Source organism: Altererythrobacter chaiwopuensis, from assembly GCF_054957735.1.
The window spans coordinates 1,429,689-1,451,209 of record NZ_JBTXJF010000001.1 but is presented as its reverse complement, the minus strand read 5'-3'; the positions used below and the strand labels follow the sequence as shown (position 1 = coordinate 1,451,209).

General features: G+C 62.3%; 20 protein-coding genes. 5 read left to right on the top strand and 15 right to left on the bottom strand.

The genetic code is table 11. The features are described from left to right. Nucleotides 1-3: 3 nt before the first annotated feature. The 3 genes from ACX3VQ_RS07060 (at nucleotide 4) to ACX3VQ_RS07050 (ending at nucleotide 5,672) form a co-directional block, all read left to right on the top strand. Nucleotides 4-537 carry a DUF4402 domain-containing protein gene (locus ACX3VQ_RS07060; protein WP_462580166.1) on the top strand — a complete coding sequence of 178 codons (534 nt, stop codon included), beginning with the start codon at nucleotides 4-6 and terminating at the stop codon, nucleotides 535-537. Between the two features lie 84 nt (nucleotides 538-621). Next, entirely contained in the window at nucleotides 622-1,578 is a 957-nt protein-coding gene (locus ACX3VQ_RS07055) for a fimbrial biogenesis chaperone (RefSeq protein WP_462580165.1), read from the top strand. A 101-nt stretch (nucleotides 1,579-1,679) separates the two neighbouring features. Next, a complete protein-coding gene (locus tag ACX3VQ_RS07050) occupies nucleotides 1,680-5,672 on the top strand; it encodes a hypothetical protein (RefSeq protein WP_462580164.1) in 3,993 nt (1,330 codons plus the stop codon). Nucleotides 5,673-5,734: 62 nt separating this feature from the next. Here ACX3VQ_RS07050 and ACX3VQ_RS07045 read toward each other — a convergent pair whose 3' ends face one another. The 9 genes from ACX3VQ_RS07045 to ACX3VQ_RS07005 form a co-directional block, all read right to left on the bottom strand. Continuing rightward, nucleotides 5,735-6,337 carry a hypothetical protein gene (locus ACX3VQ_RS07045; RefSeq protein WP_462580163.1) on the bottom strand — a complete coding sequence of 201 codons (603 nt, stop codon included), beginning with the start codon at nucleotides 6,335-6,337 and terminating at the stop codon, nucleotides 5,735-5,737. Between the two features lie 95 nt (nucleotides 6,338-6,432). Then, complete coding sequence (locus tag ACX3VQ_RS07040) at nucleotides 6,433-6,969, bottom strand: demethoxyubiquinone hydroxylase family protein (protein WP_462580162.1); 537 nt, start codon at nucleotides 6,967-6,969, stop codon at nucleotides 6,433-6,435. 10 nt (nucleotides 6,970-6,979) lie between these two features. Next, entirely contained in the window at nucleotides 6,980-7,468 is a 489-nt protein-coding gene (locus ACX3VQ_RS07035) for a disulfide bond formation protein B (RefSeq protein ID WP_462580161.1), read from the bottom strand. Nucleotides 7,469-7,486: 18 nt separating this feature from the next. After that, complete coding sequence (locus tag ACX3VQ_RS07030; protein WP_462580160.1) at nucleotides 7,487-8,863, bottom strand: S41 family peptidase; 1,377 nt, start codon at nucleotides 8,861-8,863, stop codon at nucleotides 7,487-7,489. A gap of 161 nt (nucleotides 8,864-9,024) precedes the next feature. Further along, nucleotides 9,025-10,272: a murein hydrolase activator EnvC family protein gene (locus ACX3VQ_RS07025; protein WP_462580159.1), complete on the bottom strand. Its 1,248-nt coding sequence runs from the start codon at nucleotides 10,270-10,272 to the stop codon at nucleotides 9,025-9,027. A 4-nt stretch (nucleotides 10,273-10,276) separates the two neighbouring features. Further along, nucleotides 10,277-10,699, bottom strand: coding sequence for a 23S rRNA (pseudouridine(1915)-N(3))-methyltransferase RlmH (locus ACX3VQ_RS07020; protein ID WP_462580719.1), 423 nt, complete (start codon nucleotides 10,697-10,699; stop codon nucleotides 10,277-10,279). Between the two features lie 59 nt (nucleotides 10,700-10,758). Then, a complete protein-coding gene (gene rsfS / locus ACX3VQ_RS07015; RefSeq protein WP_462570786.1) occupies nucleotides 10,759-11,124 on the bottom strand; it encodes a ribosome silencing factor in 366 nt (121 codons plus the stop codon). A gap of 138 nt (nucleotides 11,125-11,262) precedes the next feature. Continuing rightward, nucleotides 11,263-11,913, bottom strand: a complete 651-nt coding sequence (locus tag ACX3VQ_RS07010; RefSeq protein ID WP_462580158.1) for a nicotinate-nucleotide adenylyltransferase — start codon at nucleotides 11,911-11,913, stop codon at nucleotides 11,263-11,265. A 34-nt stretch (nucleotides 11,914-11,947) separates the two neighbouring features. Further along, nucleotides 11,948-13,225, bottom strand: a complete 1,278-nt coding sequence (locus ACX3VQ_RS07005) for a glutamate-5-semialdehyde dehydrogenase (RefSeq protein WP_462580157.1) — start codon at nucleotides 13,223-13,225, stop codon at nucleotides 11,948-11,950. Between the two features lie 249 nt (nucleotides 13,226-13,474). Here ACX3VQ_RS07005 and ACX3VQ_RS07000 point away from each other — a divergent pair, with 249 nt between their 5' ends. Next, on the top strand, nucleotides 13,475-14,638 hold the full coding sequence (locus tag ACX3VQ_RS07000) for a peptidoglycan DD-metalloendopeptidase family protein (protein ID WP_462580156.1): 1,164 nt from the start codon (nucleotides 13,475-13,477) through the stop codon (nucleotides 14,636-14,638). A gap of 4 nt (nucleotides 14,639-14,642) precedes the next feature. Next, a complete protein-coding gene (locus ACX3VQ_RS06995; protein ID WP_462570790.1) occupies nucleotides 14,643-15,062 on the top strand; it encodes a bactofilin family protein in 420 nt (139 codons plus the stop codon). 57 nt (nucleotides 15,063-15,119) lie between these two features. Here ACX3VQ_RS06995 and ACX3VQ_RS06990 read toward each other — a convergent pair whose 3' ends face one another. From ACX3VQ_RS06990 to ACX3VQ_RS06965, 6 genes are all read right to left on the bottom strand, one after another. After that, entirely contained in the window at nucleotides 15,120-16,793 is a 1,674-nt protein-coding gene (locus ACX3VQ_RS06990; RefSeq protein WP_462570791.1) for a long-chain-fatty-acid--CoA ligase, read from the bottom strand. Nucleotides 16,794-16,854: 61 nt separating this feature from the next. Next, nucleotides 16,855-17,568 carry a DUF1013 domain-containing protein gene (locus tag ACX3VQ_RS06985; protein ID WP_462570792.1) on the bottom strand — a complete coding sequence of 238 codons (714 nt, stop codon included), beginning with the start codon at nucleotides 17,566-17,568 and terminating at the stop codon, nucleotides 16,855-16,857. Between the two features lie 135 nt (nucleotides 17,569-17,703). Then, nucleotides 17,704-18,843 (bottom strand): glycosyltransferase family 4 protein, encoded by a 1,140-nt coding sequence (locus ACX3VQ_RS06980; RefSeq protein WP_462570793.1) that lies wholly within the window; start codon nucleotides 18,841-18,843, stop codon nucleotides 17,704-17,706. Continuing rightward, nucleotides 18,840-19,766 carry a UDP-2,3-diacylglucosamine diphosphatase gene (locus ACX3VQ_RS06975; protein ID WP_462570794.1) on the bottom strand — a complete coding sequence of 309 codons (927 nt, stop codon included), beginning with the start codon at nucleotides 19,764-19,766 and terminating at the stop codon, nucleotides 18,840-18,842. Before ACX3VQ_RS06975 ends, ACX3VQ_RS06980 begins: the two co-directional genes overlap by 4 nt. Nucleotides 19,767-19,874: 108 nt before the next feature. After that, the gene (locus tag ACX3VQ_RS06970) at nucleotides 19,875-20,504 is read right to left on the bottom strand and encodes a glutathione S-transferase family protein (protein WP_462580155.1); all 630 of its coding nucleotides are present in this window, start codon (nucleotides 20,502-20,504) and stop codon (nucleotides 19,875-19,877) included. Continuing rightward, nucleotides 20,497-21,519: an NAD(P)H-quinone oxidoreductase gene (locus tag ACX3VQ_RS06965; RefSeq protein ID WP_462580154.1), complete on the bottom strand. Its 1,023-nt coding sequence runs from the start codon at nucleotides 21,517-21,519 to the stop codon at nucleotides 20,497-20,499. The genes ACX3VQ_RS06970 and ACX3VQ_RS06965 overlap by 8 nt, the downstream gene beginning before the upstream one ends. Nucleotides 21,520-21,521: the final 2 nt, after the last annotated feature.

Genomic DNA, 21,521 nt, shown 5'->3' with positions numbered 1-21,521 from the left:
ACGATGATCCATCAGAAACTGATCCGAGGCCTAAAAGGACTTAGCGCTGTCTGCACAGCCTGCCTGGCAGTGGCCGCCCATGCCGCGCCCGGCCAAACCGATTTTGCGCAGGGCAAGGCTCAGGTGGAGGTGGCCAGTCCGCCTCAAATCCTGCCGGTTGAAGACCTCCGCTTTGGCCAGATCCTGGCTCCACCAGTTGCTGGTACAGTTACGATTACACCGGCGGGCAGTGTGACCTCTTCGTTCGCTCTTCCCGCGTGGCCAAGCGTCAGGGGGCCGGCCCAATTCCTGGTCCTGGGCGATGCCAACCGCCGCTTCATCACTTCGCATTCCAACAGCACAGTGATCTCGAATGCTAACGGGGCAAGCATGACCGTGAGCAACCTGGCGTTCAATCGCTCCTCTGCAAGCCCGATCAATCGCCTTGATGCGAACGGGTTCTTCATCCTTTATATCGGCGGCACATTGAATGTGCAGGCCAACCAGCAGCCCGGCGATTATTCCGGGGTGTTCGAAGTTACCGTTTTCTATCTTTAAACTAAGGTAGAACCCTTAGGCGTTTACGCGCAATTAACCATATTTGATCCATAGACAGGGCGACACAAACGGGGGTCGCCTGATATGAGTTCCGCATACAAATCTGCCGCATACCGCGCCACACCGACAACCCTTCTGGCGGGCGCTCTGGCTACTATCCTCGCCCTGGGCCCGGCGGGCTCGCTGGCGCAGGATATCGAGCCAACAACGCCCCAGACTGCTCCGCCACCTCCGCCTGAGGGCTCGGTTGGCGCGATGGGCGATATAAACCTGTTCCCGAAGCGGGTGGTGATCAACGGACGCCGTGAAATCGCATCGATCGGGCTCTACAATAAAACCGTCAATCCGGGCGATTACGAAATCCGCCTGGTCGACATGGCAATGACCCCGGATGGGCGCTTACTCGCTCTCGACAAGGAGATTGACGAAGCGACACGGGCGCGCGTGCAAACGGCCAGCGGGCTTTTGCGGCACTCGCCACGCAGGGTCGCATTGCGGGGCAGCGAATCCCAGCTGGTCCGCGTCATGGCCCGGGCCGCTGCCGACATTCCCGACGGTGAATACCGTTCGCACTTCGTTGTCACTTCCGTTCCGCCGATCGATAGTGGCCTTTCCATTGAAAACGCTGCGGGCGGAACGAGCACCGAAGGCATCGGCGTAACCATCCGCCCGCGCTTTGGCATCTCGATCCCGGTAATCGTGCGGATCGGCGATACGACGCTGGACGTAGGCATTGAGGACATCAGCCTGCTCACCTCGCAGGACGGAACCCGCGCCATCCGCTTCACCGTGACGCGCGCGGGAACGCGCTCTGCATTTGGCGATGTGGTAGTCACCGCAAAGGGCGCGGACCAGCCTGTCGCGATTTCCAAAGGCATCGGCGTCTATCCCGAAGTCGACAGCAGGCAGGTGACTATCCCGGTCAACCCCGAGCTTGAGCCACGCTTTGTGTCCCCGGGGACCCGCCTGAGAATCGAGTTCATCGATGATGACTTCAAACCGGGCGCCAAACTTGCCGAACAGGAATTCGTGGTTCCTTGAACCGCCGGAAACTCATCCGGAACGTCAGCGCCGTCAGTTTGGGGGCGGTCGCATTGGCGCTTTGTTCGCTTCCCCAGAACAGGGAAAGCGGCACAAAGCGCATGCCTATGCCCTCGCCGCAGGAGCATAGTGGCAAGAAAGCGCGCGACATCGCTGCGGCCGACATACCCAGGCCCTCGTTCGGGGATGACGCCCCGGCGCGCCCAGCCCCGGCCCCAACTCCTGGCCGGGCAGTAAATATTGCCAACGACACCGATCATACGGACAGGGTCGACGGCCAAGGCACCCAGCAAGCCAGACCTACAGAAGATCGCGAGCCAGCCGCCGCCGCGCCCGCCGGTGAAGCCGCAGCGCCCAAAGCGCTGCGTGATTCCGGCCTAAACGATCCGGGCGCCAGCGCCGCACCAAATGTCGGCGGAGCGATGGTAAAATCTGCGGTCGAAACGCCAGCCGTTGCCGCGCCGCCGATCGTTCTGGCCGGAAACCTTGAACCATTGGCACAGCAAACCGCAGGCGAGTTCGACACAGCTTTCGCGGAGTTCGTGCCGCTGGGCGAACCAGCCGGCTACCTGGCCGATAGATCGAAAGTGCGTATCTGGGATTTCGCCACCGGAATACCGCTCACTCCGGTTGATCCCGTGCACAAGGCACTCGAAAGCAATGACAATGGCCCTGTAGCCGGAGAAGAAGCGGCACCAGTTGAGGCCAGCAATCTGGCCGACGTGGCTGACCAGGTCAGTGATGACAGACCGGCAGCGGACCCAGCCGCGGATGCCGCATCGACACCGTTGGCGGTGCCTGCGCCCTCCCCCGAGCCCGCTCAGCCAGCCGCTGCAGAAATGGTGCAGGAACGCGCGCAAGTGAGCGTTGAAACATCCGCGCCCGACGGTTTGGCCGTGACTGGAATTTCTGCGCCCCAAAGCTCTGCGCTGGTGGATGCAGGCGCCGATGCGGATACGGGTGCAGAAACCGCGGAGGCACCCGGAACCACAGCCAGTGCGGCATCTGCGGCGAAGGTATGGGATTTCGCAACCGGAAAGCCCATCGCTCCGCTTGACAGCATGGCGGATGTTGCCGCCGCAGAGGCAAAAGTTTCAGCCCCGCCAAACTGGCAAGACAATGCAGCGGCTATGGCCGGTGCGCATGTCGAAACACCACCCAATGAGCCGGTCAAAACTCAGGCCGAAGGACAGGTCGAAGCACAGGGCGAAGCACGGGGCGAGGCCCTCACACCAACCGGGGACAGGCCCGGCGTTTCAACGCAGCCGCAGACCGGAGCGCGTGTGTGGGACTTTCGCACTGGTGAGCCGCTTGCCGGTTCTGCTGCATTGCTCAAGACAGATGCTGCTTCATCAGACCTGACACAACTGGTGCCACCATCGCGCGCAACAGGGCAGGCAAGTTCCCCCGGCTATTCTGCTGAAGCGCCCGTGCTTGGCCCACAGGATGAGCTCATCCTCGAAGTCAAGATAAAGGGCATAGACGCAACCGATACGATCATTGCCTATGGCACGCGCAGCGGCATCTATCTGCCGCTTGGCGCCATGGCGCGGATCCTTGATCTCGCCATCACGGTGAGCGATGACGGCAACTATGCGCATGGCTGGATCCTGGACGAGGATCGCGTATTGGCCATCGACCTGCGCCAGAAGCTGGTTGAGTTCGAAACAGCCCAGCGCCCGCTCAAGGGATCGCAGGCGGTGGCTTTCGAAGGCGAAATGTACCTGCAGATCGAACAGTTTGCCGAGTTCCTGCCGATCAGGATCGCGGCGGACCTGCGATCGATGTCGGTCGAAATCGAAACGCTGCAACCCTTCCCGTTCCAGCTGCGGGCAGAGCGTGAGGCAAACAGGAAAAGAATAGAAGCGCGTCAGGGCGGCCGGGAAGCGCGCGATTTCGAGCGGGTGGACCTGCCGTGGCAGGCACTTTCGATTCCTGCGGCGGACGTCGAGCTTCGCGCCGTTTCCGACAGCATTTTCGGCCCGCGCCTGGAAGGCGATTTACGGCTGGCCGGTGATCTGGGCTTTCTTACAGCCGAAGCCTATCTGAGCGGCGAGACTGAAAACGGCCTGACCGCGTCGTTACTGGAGCTTGGCCGGGTCGACCCCGATGGCGATCTGTTGGGCCCGCTTTCCGCCACGGCCTTTTCTGTCGGCGATATTGCCACAGAATCGATGCCGTTGGGTTTGCGCAGCGTTTCGGGCCGCGGCTTCGCGGTCACCAATGCAGCGACGCAAACAACCTCTGTCTTCGACCGTGTGGATTTGCGCGGCATCCTGCCCGACGGCTACGAAGTCGAACTTTACCGGAATGACATCCTGATCGGATCGACGCGTGAAACGGTCAACGGCCAGTTCGAGTTTCTTCAGGTGCCGGTCGATTTCGGGCTAAATGTTTTCCGCCTGGTATTCTTCGGGCCGCAAGGGCAGCGCAGCGAAAGTGTGCGCCGCATCTCTGTTGGTGACGGGCGCGTCTCCGAAGGGCAGCTGGTCTACAATTTCGGCGCCGCACAAAGGGACCAGAACCTACTGGGGGTGACGCCGCCAAACTTCGTGCCTTCACGCGAATTCGGCAACTGGCGCGCCAGCGGGCAGCTTGCCTATGGCGTGAGTTCAGACCTGACAGCGGTGCTGAGCGGAGCCTGGTTCGAACGCGACGGCGACCACTGGGTTTCCTCTGCTGGTTTGCGGACCAGCCTGGGCGGCGCAGCGGTGAAGCTGGATGCGGGGTTTGCCGATGGAGGGGCGCTGGCATTCGAGGGCGGCATCGGCGGGCGCATTGGCCGCTCTGCCATAACGCTTAGCCATACCGAATACAGCGGGCTTTTCCCCGACGAAACCAAGGCGCCTGGGCTGCAGTTTCTGCGCCGCGCGACCGAGCTCGATTTCAACACCACCGTGGAACTGGGCAACCCTGTTACCGGCCTGGTCATTCCGCTCAGCGCGCGGGTGCGCAGTTTTCAGGACGTAAACGGGCGCAGCACATTCCAGGCCGGGATGAGAGCTTCAACCCGCACATCCGGCCTGCTGCTTTCAAACACACTGGATTACTCGCGCACAAGCTCCCCCGATTTCCAGAACAACGCCCAGCTGTTCGGCAATTTCGACCTTGCTACGCTTGGCCGATCCAACACAAGGGCGCGGTTTTCGCTTGGCTACCAGGTCCATCCGCGGCTCGACATCACAAATGCAGGCGCCGAAATCAATCACACGCTTGATGACCGCACCGCACTGCGCGCTTCTGCCAATTATGACTTTTCAAGCCACTCCCCCTTCTTCAGCCTTTCGGCAGTGCGCGATTTTGACCGTTTCAGCCTGGCCTTTGACAGCAATTACTCGTTCTCGAACGATTCCTATTATGTCGGCCTGCGCCTTGGTTTAAGCCTCGGCCGCGATCCCATTAGCAAGCGCGTTTTTGCGGCGCGCCCCGGGCAAGCTACGTCAGGCGGAGCAACGCTGCGCGCCTTCCAGGACCTGAATGGCGACGGCACCTATGGCCCTACAGACCGGCTGCTGCCCGAAGTCGATTTCGTCGTGTTCAACAAGACAGCCTCCACCAACGAGGCCGGTATCGCCAGAATCGGCGGGCTGGGTACCGGGCGGGAAGTGGGTATTCAGATCGATCCAGCCAGCCTTCCGGACATCACACTTGCGCCGGCAAAGCCCGGCGTGGAGGTGGTTCCCAGAGCGGGGCGGCTCCACGCCATCGATTATCCTGTCGTGGCGCTCAGCGAGATTGAAGGAACAGCCAGCTTTGTTTCCAACGGGGTGGCCAAGGGCGTCTCCGGCGTCAGACTGATGCTATCCGAGGAAAACGGGAAGATCGTGGGAATCGTCAAGACAGAGCTCGATGGCTATTACTTTTTTGAACGGGTCATGCCGGGGAGTTACCGCCTCTCCATCGATCCCGCGCAGGCCGGGCGCCTGAATCTGTGCCCGCTGGATTTCGGCACAATTACAGTGGGCTACGAATCCGATGTCATCGCGCGCGACATCGAAATTAAGTCATGCGAAACTCCGCAACCGCGCATCGTGAAGCAGGAAGGGGTCATGCAACCTGGTACGCAAGCCGAATTGGCTGCGGTTTCCCACTAGCAGGGGTGTCTGTCCGGCAAAACCGCCATTGGCGACATTTCGCGGACGATTGTTGCGGCAGGTTATTCGCCGTCAGGCTTGGCGGCGGCATCAGGGGCTTCACCGCCTTCAGGCATTACCGCAGGCGGCGCTCCCTCATCCGGCAAGCCCTGCTGCCGTTCGCGTTCAAGCCGCTCCATATATTCCCGCTCGATCTGCTCGACCCGCGCCTGCTCGGCTGCGGCATCAGCATCAATGGTTGAAAGGCGCTCAGCCCGTGCGGCTTCGATCAACTGGCTAAAGCGTATGTCGGAGCCTTCGCGCTTGTCGGCATAGGCCGCATTGATCATCTGCTGGGTGCAACCAGTCCAGCCGCCCGCACCCGCCGGATCGCACGACATGGTGCCGAAATCACCGATCATCTCGAAACGTTCGACACGCTCGGCCCAGGCAATGTTCTGCGGACTGTCGCTCAATCGCAGGTTTTCGGGAATGCGAAAACGCTCGTCCTCGGCCTTGCGCGCGCAGACCGTGATCTCGCCCTCCGCCGGTGCCGGGCATTCATCAGCCCCATAGACGATCACCATATTGACCTTGTCGCCGGCGTCATCCTGCGCGGCGGCCGGTGTGGCGGCCCAAAACGGCGCGGCGGCGATCAGGGAAAGGGCAAGAATGCGGCGGGTCATCACGATACCTCGGGCAAGTCATGGACAATGCGCATGTTAGAGCGCAGGCGAGTTGAATAGCATATGAAGCGCCTTCACGCGCGGTTTAATCCTGCTCATATTCGTTCGGCAAGTTTGATCGCAGCGCGGCAACCCAGCCTGATCGCCCCCGCCAACAGCGGATAGGCAGGCGCCCTTTCCGCCCCGGCTGCCAGCGCTGTGTCACGATGCGCGCGCTCATCTTCGCGGAACTCATGGATCATGTCCGCAAGTTCCGGTTCGGCCCCGCTTTGCCGCAACCGATCAAGCTGCTGCGAATAATGCCGGTCGATCTCTTCCTCGACCGCTGCGGTACAAGCCATCGCCGCCTCCGGGCCGATCAGCGCGGTTGCCGCACCCAAGGCATAACCCGCGACCGACCAGAAGGGCTGCAGCGCAGTAGGGCGCACCCCGCGCGCAGCGATCATTGCATCAAACCGCGCAAGATGGCCTTCTTCCTGCTCGGCCATATGGACGATTTCCTGCGCGTGCGGGCCGCGATTGCCCAATACGGCAAGCTGTCCCGCATATATCCGTGTAGCGCCATATTCGCCCGCCTGATCAACGCGGATCATACTGTGGAGTTCGTCGCGGGTGATGCCTCGTGTGCTCATCTTCCACCTCTCAAACCGGTCTGGCGCTGCGCCTCAGAAGTTCCCATATCCCGATACCGGCGGCGCAGGAAATGAGGAAATTCCATCCCGCGAGCGAGATTTCGAACAGGTCCCACGGCGCAACGTCGCAGCGGACCAGCGGCGCGTTCATAATCGCATCCAGCGCATCCCCGGTTGTGGGAACGCCGGTCGAACAGGCGGTCAGGCCCTCCCACCAGCCATATTCGACCCCGGCATGGAAGCCGCCGATCGCGCCGGACACGAAAATCGCCAGGCCAGCCAAGGCAATCCAGATCTGCCGCAGCGGTGCGACGAATGAAAGCATGGCCAGCGCCAGCGCGGCGAAATGCGGATAGCGCTGCCACCAGCACATTTCGCATGGGTAAAGGCCAAAGCCATATTGCGCCAGATAGGCACCGCCCAGCAGCAAAGCCGGTACGCTCAAGGCAAGATGTTGTGCCAACAGATCGGCGGGGCGCCCGCCCGGTGTCTTATCCATCGTCCGCAGCTAGCCGATTTACTGTCGCAGCGCCACCGTTGCCCGCGTTGTCCGGCGCAAGGTTTCGAGCGCGTAGTGCAGCTGGAAATCCGCAACCCCCTGCTCCTCGAGTTGGGCCGAAGTCAGGCGGAACCTTGGGTCGACCTGCTTGTCCACCTCCAGCGCTTCATCCTCAAGCCCCAGTTCGTTGATCAGATGCCCGCGCAGGTCACTTTCACGCATGACATATTTGTTGCGCTTCTCAAGGTCCGGGTCGGACAGCTGGGGGACTTCGATATCGGGCTTGATGCCGCCTTCCTGCACCGAATGCCCGGCGGGCGTGTAATAACGCGCCGTAGTGAGCTTGAGCGCAGCATCGCGGCCCAGCGGCAGCAGTGACTGCACACTGCCCTTGCCGAAGCTGCGATCGCCCATGATCAGCGCCCGGCGATGATCCTGCAGTGCGCCGGCGACGATTTCGGAGGCCGAGGCCGAACCGGCATCGATCAGCACGATCAGCGGAATGCCCTCGGCAATTGCGCCCATGAAGCGCTGCGCATCCTGTCGCGGCAGATGGCGGTAATTGGTGATGTCATCAGCGTTATACTGGGCGTTCTCGCCGCGCGCGCGGCCCCGCTGCGACACGATCCGCCCCTCCTTCAGGAACAGATCCGACAGCGCGATTGCCTCGTCGAGCGAGCCGCCCGGATTGGATCGCAGATCGAGCACCAGGCCGTTCATCCGGCCCGCAGCCTCTGTGCGGAGCGCCTGCCAGGCCAGGTGCACGTCGCGTCCGACATTGGTCGAGAATTCATTGACCGTGATCACACCGATCTTGCCGGATTCCAGCTTGTGTGTGACCGGCTCAAGCTCGATCACGCCGCGGGTGACTTTCAATTCCAGCGGTTCGTCGCGCCCAGGACGGAACACTGTAAGCTGAATCGAAGTGCCTTCCGGCCCGCGCATGCGTGCCACGGCTTCGTCAAGATCGCCGCCATAGATCAGCTCGCCATCAAGATGGGTGATAAAATCACCCGCCTTGACCCCGGCCTTTTCTGCCGGGCTGCCGCGGAAGGGAGAGATCACCTTGACCGCGCCGGAATCCATCACCACTGACAGTCCAAGCCCCGAATAATTGCCATCAATCAGCGTGGTGAGACGTTGCAGCGCGGGGCCATCGACATAGGCCGAATGCGGATCGAGCGCACCGAGCATGCCGTCAATCGCGCCGCGGATCAGAACGTCATCTTCGACAGGCTCGACATAATTGGCCTTGATCTGCTGATACGCTGCGAACAGCTTGGCGAATTGCGGGCCCGCCCGGCCATCCACTTGCGCCATGCCGGCGGTGGTGGCCGGGATAAGCGCCACAGCGGTGACAAGCGCGGCGCTGCGCATCAGATCGGCGATTCGCATAGGCAATTGGGCTCCTGTTCTGCCGGAGTTCTATCGCGCAAACCGCCTTAACGCCAGATGAGAGCGCGATCGCGACCCGAAGCGATACGGTTCCTTTGACAAATGTTTTCCCATTCCGCCGCCGGTCAACGGGCACGCAGCCTGCCGAAGATGCATGAAACCTACATGTAATCGAGCGGGTTAACCGGATTTCCATCCCGCCGCAGCTCAAATGTTACCATTGGCTCGCGCACGGATGCGGTGCCGATCGGGCTGCCCCCGATCACCTGGTCCCCCGCAGCAATATTGTTCCGCGCAAGGCCCGTAACCAGGCTGGTGAAACCATTGCCATGTTCGATGATGACGATGCGGCCAAACCCGCGATAGGGGCCGGCAAAGGCGACCCGCCCCTCTGCCGGTGCGATGACCTGCGCGCCCGATGCCGGCCTCAGCCGCAACCCGGTGCTGGCCAGCCCTGCCGCGTCGATCGCGCCGAAGCCGGCCAAGGTGCGGCCCTGAACCGGCATTTGCAGCGGCGCAGGCAGGCCGGTGGGGCGCGGCGTGGGGCTTCCAGCGCCACCATTCATTACCTGCGACGCGCCCGGACGTGGCGGGCGCACCAACGGACCGGGCAGCGCCGCCAGCTCTGCCCGCAGGGAACCCGCACGATCAAGCTCACCAAGCAAGGCATCAAGGTCGCGCGCATCCTCGGTCAGCGCCAGCGCTCGCTGGCTTTCCTTTTGGGCAATCGCCCGTGCCTCGCGCGAGGCGAGGCGTTGCTGGGCGGCCAGCGCGTCAAGTTGGTTGCGCCGCTCAGCCAGGCGGCTTTCACCGCTACGCAAATGCGCCAAAGTGGCCCGGGCATCGCGCTCCAGCGCACGCCCGCGCTCAAGCTGCCTGCGCAAGCCCGATGTCCGGGTGCGGATCTCGGGCAGCGTTGTCTCCAGCACGGCCCGGACATAGACCGTATCCTTGAGCGATCCGGGCTGAAGCGCAGAGAGCACCAAAGGGCGGCGCGCCATGTTCTGCAAGGCTGCAGTCAGGCGAACGATCGGTTGCTGCTGCACCGCCAGACGGGCATCGAGCACGCGGCGCTGGTCAGCAATCAGGGCATAGCGTGCCTGGGCTGCGAGTATGTCAGCTTCGGCCTGCTGGATGCGGGCGGCGAGTGCGGCAGCAATGCGTGCGGTCTTTGCGGCCGCTTCGCTGGCTTCTTCGGCTCCCCGGTCAAGACGCAGCGCACGCTGCGCCGCATCGGCGGCAGCCTGTTCCGCCCGTACAACAGCATCGCGGGCGGCGGCGGGACTATCAAAGACAGCCGCTGCTGCCAGGATTCCGGCTTCACCCGCTTCAGCGCGCGGCAAGCTGGCGAACACCGCCAGGCAAGCCGCAGCGAGGCCGATTAAAAAAAGGCGGTTTCGCGGGTTCATCACCCTACCCTGCCCGATGATAGGGATGCCCGGCAAGGATTGTCGTTGCACGGTAGAGCTGCTCCATCAGCATCGCCCGGGCCAACAGATGCGGCCAGGTGGCCTTACCAAAGGCGAGTAGCAGGTCAGCCTCGCTGCGCTCTTGCTCACCATGCCCATCAGCGGCACCGAGCACGAAGCGCGCCTCGCGCATGCCGTCATCGCGCCAACGGCCCAGGATTTCAGCCAGTTCTTCGGAGGTCAGATTCCTGCCGCGTTCGTCCAGCAGCACGGTTTTGCAGGGGGTTTGCGGATCGGGAACCCTGCCCCCGGTTTCCGCAAGCTCGGTCAATTTTACCGGCCAGGTGAGCCGCTTTTCATAGCGCGCGACCAGCTCTGCCTCGGGCGAACGGGCGATCTTGCCACGAGCGATTACGTGAAGAAGGATGGCAAAGCCTCACTGAAACCTGTTGCTACGGTCCGCAATGACCGCGGGCACGAAACGGGCTACGCAGTGCCGACCGCCGGCTCGTTATCGCCGAACGCCCACATCCGCTCAAGGTTGTAGAAGCTGCGCACTTCGGGGCGGAACAGGTGTACGACCACATCTCCCGCATCGATCAGCACCCAGTCTGCAGCGGGCAGCCCCTCGATACGTGACGAACCGAAACCTTCCTGCTTGATCTTCTCGGCCAGTTTCTGCGCCATAGCCGCAACCTGGCGAGTCGAGCGCCCGGAAGCGATCACCATGTGATCGGCGATCGAGCTTTTTCCCTCAAGCGGGATCGAGACCACCTCTTGCGCCTGGTCGTCATCAAGTTGCGCCAGCACCAGCTCGTGCAGGGCGTCAGCGGATTTGACTGGCCTAGCCATCGAAGGCCGGGCTTTCTGTGTGGTGTCGGCAGCTGCCGGCAAAGGTTGCGCCTGGTTCATAGGCGTTATCGATTCTCCTGTATGTGTGGTTCACGATGCGATGGGCCGCAGAAACGCCGGAAGCGCGCAATATGCGCCTCATGCGCCCCCCTCTCGTGCGACAAGATGACGGGTCAAATTGTCACGAGGCGGGTGGCCGGAATAACGCAAAGCCCAATCCGGATCAGCGCGGCGGATGGCCGTGGCCGAACGTGGATCGGGATCAAAACGCAGTAACACCAGTGCCGGTGCGCTCCATCTGCCCCCTTCTGACAAACCAGCTTTCGGCACACGATAGCGCCTGAGCCAGGCCATGGCGGGGCTTGCCAGGGCAGCGCCATCATAACCGGGCCGCGCGATAACCGCAATCGGCATCATGCGGGCAATTTCGCGCCAGTCGCGCCAGCGGTGAAATTGCGCCAGATTGTCCGATCCCATCAGCCAGATGAAATCGCGTTTGGGAAACCGCCGCTTGAGCGCGCGCAGGGTGTCGACAGTGTAGCGCGTGCCCAGCTCGCTCTCGATCGCGGTGGGCACGATCCGGGCGCCGCGCGCCGCGCGCTGAGCCGATTTAAGCCGCGCCGCAAGCGGGGCCATGCCCTTCACGGGCTTGAGCGGATTGCCCGGTGAAACCAGCCACCAGGCCTCATCCAGCGCCAATGCCTTGATCGCCAAGCGGGTGATCCGGCGGTGGCCGGCGTGTGCAGGGTTGAAGCTGCCGCCCAACAGGCCGGTGCGGATAGGTGCCATGCCGCCCAGCGTCAGGCCTCGCGCTGGCGGCGCATCATGGGCGCGCCTGGCCGCTACCGCGCACTTGCCACTTGTAGGTCGTCAGCCCTTCGAGCGCGACTGGCCCGCGTGCATGCAGGCGCCCCGTGGCAATGCCGATTTCCGCGCCCAGGCCAAATTCGCCGCCATCGGCGAATTGCGAGGAGGCGTTATGCATCACGATCGCGCTGTCGACTTCGGCCAGAAACCGTTCGGCAACTGCATCATCAGTGGTGATGATGGCGTCAGTATGGTGCGAGGAGTGCCGCGCGATATGTTCCATCGCCGCTTCAAGCCCATCGACCATTGCCGCTGAAGCCACAGCCTCGAGATATTCGGTATCCCAGTCATTGTCGCTGGCGGGCTTGACCCGGTTATCGAGCGCCTGGATGCGCGCATCGCCGCGTACTTCGCAGCCGCTATCGATCAGCGCGCCGACCAGTTCGCTGGCGGCGGGAAAGTCCGCATCGACCAACAGCGTTTCGAGCGCCCCGCAAATGCCGGTGCGCCGCATCTTAGCATTGATGACGATCTCGCGCGCCATCGCCGGATCGGCGGCGGCATGGACATAGGTGTGGCAGATCCCGTCGAGATGGGCGAGCACGGGAACCCGGGCATCGGCCTGGACGCGCGCGACCAGCCCCTTGCCCCCGCGCGGCACGATCATGTCGATCAGGCCCGCAGCCTTGAGCATCGCGCCCACCGCCGCGCGGTCCTGCGTCGGGACCAGTTGCACCGCGTCCGGGGGAACGCCCCCGGCCTCAAGCCCGCGCACCAATGCCGCCAGAATCGCGCGGTTCGAATGCACCGCCTCGCTACCCCCACGCAGCAGGGCGGCATTGCCCGCCCGCACGCACAGCGCAGCCGCATCGGCAGTCACATTGGGGCGACTTTCGTAGATGATGCCGATGGTGCCGATCGGCACCCTTACGCGGCTGAGTTTCAGGCCATTGGGGCGTTCGGAATGGTCGATAACATCGCCCACCGGATCGGGCAGCTGCGCCACGGCCTCAACGCCTGCCGCGATGCCTTCGAGCCGGCTTTCGTCGAGCCGCAGACGGTCAAGCATGGCGCCGGTCAATCCATTTGCTTCGCCAGCGGCGATATCCCGGGCATTGGCCGCAAGAATCGCGACCGCATCCTCGCGAAGTGCAGAGGCCGCTTTCATTAGCGCATCAGCCTTGGACTCGCTCGTCATCGCGGCCAGCAATCTTTGTGCGGCGCGCGCATTGCGGGCGAGCCGTTCAATCAGTGTGGTGGAGTCTTCAGTCTGTTTTTCTGCATGTGTTGCCATGACGCGGCTCTTAGCATCGCAAGCCGGCTCTGTCAGGGGGCGATTCTTAGCCCGCATGAGGGCAAAAAGGGGCTATGCTTGGTTAAGTTTTCGCGCCGGAAATTAAAGGTTTCAAGCGGATGCAACGATTCATCGCGCAAGGGGTTCGATTCGCCCCACCCGTTAAGTTTTGATTCGACCTGATCGCCTAAGGCCGATAGGCATTCGCACGGATCGCAAAAAGCGATATAACAAAAAAGAGGGGTCGCATTGTCCAACATTTATTCCGCAAGCGGATGGGGGGGGCGTTTGCAGCGTTGGTTCCCGGATCGCGAATTCTTTATGCGGTCGCAAGGGCAGGTCCGCTTCATCAGGATTTCTTCGCGCGTGCAGATGGCCGCTGCCGCAATTGTCATGGCACTGCTGGTCGGCTGGGCGATCTCGATGGCCGCCATGGCCTGGACGCAATACCGCACCCAGGCTGACCGGATTTCGCTGCTGGAGCGCGAAGCCAAGGTCGCCACCGCAACCGAACGGGTCAACGCCTATCGCCACGATATCGATGCGGTGGCGCAAGACCTGGTCAAGCGGCAGGATTTTCTTGAACAGATTACCGAAGCGATCCCCGCTGACGTGAAATCGGCCAGCGCGGTTTCGGATTCGTCCAATGCCGCTGCCGAAACGATCGACAAGGTCAGCATGGCGGTTCCCGAAGCGGCGGTGTTGGCGCAGATCGAAGCCCGCCAGCTGGCGTATGTCGAGCGCCTGACCCGATATGCCGATCAGCGCGCCGAACGCACAGCCAAGGCAATGCGCAGGCTGGGGCTCAACCCGCAGGCGATGCTGCGCCAGGCCGAACGCCAGGCGATGGGTGGCCCGCTGGAAACCCTCAACACATCGGCGAGCGGTGAAATAGACCCGCGCTTCGAACGGCTCGGGCTTAGCCTGGCACGCATGGCCGCGCTTGAGGAAAGCCTCGATACAATCCCGCAGATCAGCCCCACAAGCCGCCGCCAGACGCGCCTTACTTCGGGCTTTGGCTATCGCCGCGATCCGTTTACCCGCCGCGGCGCGATGCATCGCGGGCTTGATTTCAAGGGGCCGATCGGCACGCCGATCTATGCCGCCGCCAAGGGCCGTGTCACCTATGTCGGGCGCATGTCAGGCTATGGCAATGTGGTTGAAATTCGCCATGGCAACGGCGTTCTGACACGCTACGCCCACCTTTCACGCTTCGTCGCCAAGCCGGGCGACATGGTCGATGTCGGCGATGTCATTGCCAGACTCGGCAATACCGGCCGTTCAACCGGCCCACACCTGCATTTCGAAGTGCGTATTAATGATCGCGCGGTCAATCCGCGCCCCTTTCTGGAGACAGCGCAAGATGTTCTCAAAGAAGCCCGCGGCACCGACGCGGCCGACCGGACAGCATAATTCCATGGCCAGCAATTCAAGCTCCACCTTTTCTGTCATCGGATCCGATGTAAGCATCAAGGGAGATGTAAATGCATCTGCCGATTTGCATGTCGACGGCGCGATCGAAGGCGATATCGCCTGTGCTTCGCTGGTCCAGGGCGAAACCAGCAAGATCACTGGCAGCATCACGGCCGAGACTGCCCGCTTGGCCGGAAAAGTGACGGGATCGATCCGTGCGCGCGAACTGGTGATCCTGCGCAGCGCCAGGATCGAAGGCGATGTTCATTACGAAGCCCTGACCATCGAACAGGGCGCCCAGATTGACGGTCGGTTTGCACATGGCGCGCGCGGCCGCACAAGCGACGCCGTGCAGGCCAGGCCAGCGGGCGGCGACGGGAAATCGGCCACCGGGGAGGAGCCCAAGCTCGGCCTGGTCAGCTAAGCCGGCATTTCAGGCCGCCGAGACAGGGGCGCCCCATTGCGGGCGCCCTTTTACGTGTCAGCCCTCGAATACTTCAGACCTCAGCGCCTTGCGATCGAGCTTGCCGATGATCGTCTTGGGAAGCGCCTCGCGAAGCACCACTTGATCGACCCGTTCGTGCTTGCCAAGCCGGGCGTTGAGCCAATCGCGCAGCTCGCCCGCATCGGTTTGCGCGCCTGGCTCCGGCACAACGTAGGCGCGCGGCATCTCGCCGCGGTATTCATCGGGCACGCCGATCACCAGCGCTTCCTTGACCGCCGGATGCTCCAGGATCACCTCTTCGACCTGGCTCGGGAACACCTTGAACCCGCCCACCGCGATCATGTCCTTGATGCGGTCGACAATCTTGAGGAAACCGTCCTCGTCGATCACGGCCACATCACCGGTGCGTAGCCAGATCTTCCCGTCACGCTCGATCAGCACTTGAGCGCTCGCTTCTGGCTGGTTCCAATAGCCGCGCATCACCTGCGGACCGCACACCGCCAGCTCGCCCGGTTCACCTTCGGGGGCAAGCCGGGTATGGTCCTCCTTATCCAGCAGGATCACTTCGGTGCCCGGCACGACCTGCCCGATGGTGCCGCGCTTGCGCATGCCCTCATAGGGATTGACCGAGACCACGCCCGAGCTTTCGGTGAGGCCATATCCTTCGACCAGGCGCACGCCGGTCACTTCCTCGAATCGGGCATGGACGGGCGCCGGCATCGGCGCGCCGCCCGAAATGCACACCTTGAGCGACGAGAAATCGGTGCTCGATAGTTTGGGGTGGTCGAGCAGCGCCTGGAACATGGTCGGTACGCCGGGGAAGCCGGTGGCCTTGCGGGCAGCGATGGTGGCCAGCACTTGCCCCGATTCGAAGCGCGGAACCATTGCGATCGCGGCTCCGCTCGCCACCGCATGGTTCAAAAGCGCTGTGTTGGCGAAAACATGGAAGAAGGGCAGCGCCCCCATGAACACTTCGTCTTGCGGTTTATCGAACGGATTGATCGCGGCGACTTGCTGAGCATTGATCGCGAGATTGGCATGAGTGAGCATCGCGCCCTTTGGCCGCCCCGTGGTGCCGCCGGTATATTGCAGCAGCGCGACGTCATCAGGCGCAATCGCTATTTCGTGCGAAAGTTTTCCGCCTTTCGCGGCGACCTCGCTCCATCTCCGCACATTGTTGCTGTATTCGACCGATGCGATCTTGCTGCGAGCGAAAGTTTTGAGCGCCAGTCCTTTGTGCCACGGCAGCATATCCGCCAAAGAACCGACCACCAGCGTTTCGAGCTCCGAAGCATCCAGCACTTCGCGCGCCGTGCCGTAAAGCTCCGGCACGTCGAGCGTGACCAGCAATCGCGTGCCCGAATCCGCCACCTGGTGGCTCAGTTCGCCGACCGTGTAGAGCGGCGAAAAGTTGACCACCACCGCACCCGCCATCATGGCGCCGTAATAGGCGGAAGCGTAGATCGGCACATTGGGCAGGAACAGACCGATTCGATCACCGGGCTGCATGCCGTTTGCTACAAGGCCCGCGGCAAAGCACTGCGCCTCTTGATGAATCACCCGATAGGAATAGTCGCGACCCAGAAAATGCAGGAACCGCGCGTCACCGCGCCGGGCGACTGCACGCGCCAGCATCTCCGGCAACGTCAAAGGTTCGAAGCCGACATCCCACGGAGTGGGATGATGATAGCGCGCCCTGCTTACATCCATGTAAGCAGAATGGCTGATCCCCTGTTATCGCACAAGCTAAATACGGTGCGCTGGGTGCAGCTTATTTCGCTTCGCTTTCCTCAGCCGCACGCTTGGCGGCCAGCCAGGCCTCGGCCTCGGCCTCTTGTGCCGCTTCGCCAGCTGCCTTGGTTGCCGCTTCGCGTTCGGCGCGCAATTCCTCGATCAGCTTTTCCTTGTCGCTGCGGCTATCGCCTTCGGGAACTTCGGCGGCTTCGATCCCGGCGCGCTTGGCAGCCTTCGCCACTACTGCATCGAGCTCGCGCTGCGAACACAGGCCCAGCGTGACCGGATCCTTGGGCTGGATATTCTGGATGTTCCAGTGGGTGCGCTCGCGGATCGCGGAGATCGTGTTGCGCGTGGTGCCGATCAGCTTGGAAATCTGCGCGTCGGAGATTTCGGGATGGCTGCGCAGGACCCAGGCGATGCCATCGGGCTTGTCCTGGCGCTTCGACACCGGGGTGTAACGCGGGCCCTTGGTGCGGGTAGCCTCTACCGGGGCTTGCTGCATCTGCAGCTTGTATTCCGGATCGGCCTGGCCGCGCTCGATTTCCGCCTGTGTCAGCTCGCCGACATGCACCGGATCGCGCCCGGTGTATTTGCTGCCTGCAAGATCATCGGCCATTGCCTGCACTTCGAGGATATGCAGGCCGCAGAAATCGGCGATCTGCTCGAAGCTGAGCGCGGTATTGTCGACCAGCCAGGTGGCAGTGGCATGCGGCATCAGCGGAGTGGGTTGTGTTGACCCCTGGGCCATGGTGGAAGCTCCCATCGGTAATCAGGCCTGAAAATAGAAGGGCCGCCCCTTGCGGAGCGGCCATTACGAGACTGTAGATAGGGAAGTGCGGCGGATTCGGCAAGCGCTATGGTAAAGCGGCTGAATTGACGCCGGTCATGCCAGTGCGGCGGTTGGCACCGGAGCGGCCACTGAATCAAATGCGGCCAGCCCTTCAAGAAATTGCCTGCTGGCCTTTTCCCAGCTGAAGCTGGCGCCATAAGCAGCGCACACAGCGCGCTCACAATAACGCGCCGCATCGATCGCGCGGGGCAAGCGTTCGGACAGGGCGCCGACCTCCGGAGTTACGATATCGATCGGCCCTGCAACCGGGAAGGCAGCAACAGGGGTACCGCAAGCCAGCGCCTCGATCATGACCAGCCCGAAAGTGTCAGTGCGGCTGGGAAAAACGAACACATCTGCCCCGGCATAGCATCCGGCAAGTTCGCGGCCGCGCCTCACGCCAAGGAAATGCGCCTTGGGAAACCGCAGCCGGAGTTCGGCGAGAGCCGGCCCGTCACCCACAACCACCTTGGTGCCCGGATATTCGCAACCGAGGAAGGCCTCGATGTTCTTCTCGACCGCGACCCGCCCGACATAGAGCAGGATCGGTCCTTCGAGCCGGGCATATTCGGGCGTGGGAGGCGCATCGGGAGTGAAGCAATCAAGATCGACACCCCTGCTCCAGTGATGGAGACGGGAAATGCCTTGGGTGCGCAGTTCCTCCCTGATGCTTTCGGTGGCCACCATCACTCGCCGAGCTGGGCGATGGAACCAGCGGATATAGGGCCAGAAATGGCGCGCGCTCAGGCCCGTTCGCCGCGCCACATATGCGGGGAACTGCGTGTGATAGGCGGTGGTAAAAGGCACGCGCCTGCTCACGCAATAGTGCCGCGCGGCAAGGCCAAGCGGGCCCTCGGTCGCGATATGGACCGCATCGGGCTGGAGTGAGGCGAGCCGCCGGCCAACTTCGCCCGGCCATGTCAGTGCCAGGCGGATTTCAGGATAGGTGGGGCAGGGCAGTGAGGGATAATCCTCAGGAGAAATGATCGCAATGTCATGCCCCCACCTACGCAGGATTTCGCAAGTGGATGCCAGGGTGCGAACCACACCGTTGGTTTGCGGTTCCCACGCATCGGTAACTATCGCAATACTGACAGGCGCAATGCTGACTGGCGCAATGCTGCAAGGCAAATCGCCCTGCTCTGGCGAGAGCGGCACGCCCACTTTGGCATCGTGCGAGTACAGCATGTTCATGCTGCCTCGCGCCGCTGGGTGCCAACCATCTCGCGGCCTGCTGATTCCTTCTCGCGGCGGGCAATTTCGGCCGGCCAATTGAGAATCTCCATCCGCCCGTCGAAATGCTCGACCAGCGCGGTGCAGCCTTCGACCCAGTCACCATCGTTCCAATACTCGACCGGCCTGCCATGATGGGCAAAGGTGCGGAATTCAGCGGTATGGATATGTCCGCAAACCACTCCGTCGACGCCGCGTTCAGCAGCGGCCTTGGCCACAATCTCCTCATAGCGTCCGATAAACTCGACCGCGTTCTTGACCTTGTGCTTGGCCATTTTCGAAAGCGACCAATAAGGCAGCTCAAGCCTGCGCCGCACCAGATTGACCCATTGGTTGAGCCCCATCACCAAATGGTAGAGCGCGTCACCCACGAAGGCGAGCCAGCGATGCGCCAGCATGACTGCGTCAAACTCGTCTCCATGCAGCACCATGAGCCGCCGCCCGTCAGCCGTGTCATGGAACGCCGCGCGGCATATTTCGACGCCACCGAAATTCAGCCCGGTGAACTGGCGAAACATTTCGTCGTGATTGCCGGGAATATAGACGATCCGGGTCCCGCGCCTGGCGCGCTTGAGGATGCGCCAGACGATGTCATTGTGCTCGGCCGGCCAATAGAACTTCTTCTTGAGCCGCCAGCCGTCGATAATATCGCCGACGAGAAACATCGTTTCGCTATCGGTGTGGTCAAGAAAATCGATCAGCATCCCGGAATTGCACCCCTTTGTGCCCAGATGCACATCGCTGATCCAGATGGTGCGGAAGCGGCGGCGCTCGATCCCTTCCGGCTCGGGCGTTCTGAGCGGGCGCGCAGGGAGGGTGGCAAACCTGCCGATGGATGATGCAAGCTGCGATGGGGGAAGCGGCGGCGCGGCGTTTACAGCCATGGTTTCTGCTCCTGCGACAAATGTCTGACGCTCAGCAGCTATGGCAGCCTAATGTTACAGGCGTGGCGCGGTACGATGACGGTTGGGGGTCACTAAGTCAGCAGCGTGTCAGGCCATCGGGACGAAGCCCGGCAATGCCTGGACCCGATCGATCCAGCGGCAGATATGCGGATAGTCCTCGAGCCCGAAGCTGCCCTCTTCGGCGATATGGGTATAGGCGAACAGGGCTATATCGGCGAGCGAGAAACGGCCCACCGCCATCCACTCGCCGCGCGCCAGATGTTCGTCCATCAGCCGCAATGCTTCGCAACCCGCCACGCGTTTGGCCACAATCTGATCGCGTTGTTGCGGGGTCAAATGGGCTTCACCGATGAAATGGAGCCAGAAACGCAGGGTCGCGATATTCGGCTCATGGTTGTATTGTTCGAAGAACATCCAGCGCAGCATGTCAGCCTGCTCGAACCGACCAGAAGGTATCAATTCGCTGCCCGTGGCCAGATACCAGCATGCGGCATTGCTTTCGGGCAGGAAACGCTGGCCGCCGGAATCTTCAATCTGCAGCACCGGAATGCGGCCGTTGCGGTTGACATGGGCGAGGAATTCCGGCGTCCGGGTCTCGCCCAGCATGATATCATACTGGCGGGTTTCCAGCGGCAAGCCCAGCATCGCGGCAGTCAATTTGATCTTGTAGCAATTGCCGCTGCGCGGATCTTCGTGAAGGGTAAGTCGCTCAGTCACCGCTTACCTCTAGCACAATTTTACCGATATGTTCGCCTGCTTCCATCCGCGCATGCGCCGCTGCGGCCTCGGCCAGGGGAAAAACCTCGTCCATCACCGGCTTGAGCTCGCCAGAAGCGAACAGCGGCCATGCGTTCTGCGCGATTTCATCGGCCAGGGCCGACTTGAACGCATCGGAGCGCGGGCGCAGCGTCGAGCCGGTCAGCGTCAGCCGCTTCATCATGACCAGCGCCATGTTGAGCCTGGCTTCCATCCCGCCCAATACCGCGATCGTCACATGCCGGCCGTCTTTGGCAAGGCATTTGAGATTGCGCGGTACGTAATCGCCTGAAACCATGTCGAGCACTACATTGACGCCCTTGCCGCCAGTAAATTCCTTTACCGCTTCGACGAAATCCGTGTCGCGGTAATTGATCGCCAGGTCCGCGCCCAGATCGCGCGCCGCCCGGCATTTGGCTTCATCGCCGCAAGTCACGATCACTTCCGCGTCGAAGGCCTTGGCCAGCATGATCGCCATGGTGCCGATACCTGACGTGCCGCCATGCACCAGCAATCGCTCTCCATCACGCAGCATCCCGCGTTCGAACACATTGTGCCATACGGTGAACAGGGTTTCGGGCAGCGCCGCCGCCTGAGCCAGCGGCATGGCTTCGGAAACCGGCAGGCAATGCCCCCATGGCGCAGCGCAATATTGGGCATAGCCGCCGCCCGGCGTGAGCGCGGCAACTATTTGGCCGAGCAGTTCCTGCGGCACCTCGCTGCCCACGGCAACCACTTCACCTGCCACCTCAAGCCCTGGCAGCGGCGATGCCCCCGGTGGCGCGGGATAATGCCCCGCGCGCTGGATGCAATCGGGCCGGTTGACCCCAGCATAGGCGACGCGGATCAATACGTCGGCGGGCTTTAATTGAGGCAGTGGCACCTCGCGCAGAGTGAGCACCTCTGGCCCGCCGGGATGGTCGAAACCGGTTGCTTGCATTGTGTCAGGAAGTGTCTGCGCGCTCACGCCACCCATGC